General features: G+C 63.3%; 1 protein-coding gene. It reads left to right on the top strand.

Translation table 11 applies throughout. The features are described from left to right. The first annotated feature begins 154 nt into the window (after positions 1–154). Complete coding sequence (locus B2W55_RS31980) at positions 155–475, top strand: 2Fe-2S iron-sulfur cluster-binding protein (protein ID WP_024585035.1); 321 nt, start codon at positions 155–157, stop codon at positions 473–475. Positions 476–499 lie beyond the last annotated feature (24 nt).

Below are 499 nucleotides of genomic sequence, written 5' to 3'. Positions count from 1 at the left end.
GGCGCCCGCAAGGCCCTGGCGCTGCCGGTTGGCGCGGTCCGGACCGGCAGGCAGGATTTCGGTCTCCGCGCTGGCGCTGTGCGGATCGACCCGTTATACGACTGCCGGGACCTTTCCATTCATCGTCCGGCGCATTCCGGCAGCACGAGCAATCATGGCCAAAATCCACTTTATCGACCATAGCGGCGAGAAACGCACCATTGAGATCGAGAACGGCGCGACGGTGATGGAAGGCGCGATTCGCAACGCCATTCCCGGTATCGAAGCCGAATGCGGTGGCGCCTGCGCCTGTGCGACCTGCCACGTCTATGTCGATGAAGCCTGGCGTGAGAAGGTCGGTGCGCCGTCGCCGATGGAAGAGGACATGCTGGATTTCGGCTTCGACGTGCGCCCGAACTCGCGGCTGTCCTGCCAGATCAAGGTGACCGACGATCTCGACGGATTGGTCGTGTCGACGCCGGAACGGCAGGCCTGAACGCTTCCGTTCCGATTGAATCGG

This window comes from Bradyrhizobium sp. UBA2491, assembly GCF_002341725.1.
Lineage (GTDB): Bacteria > Pseudomonadota > Alphaproteobacteria > Rhizobiales > Xanthobacteraceae > Bradyrhizobium.
The sequence above is the reverse complement of the archived record's forward strand: the minus strand, read 5'-3'. Positions and strand labels throughout refer to the sequence as shown.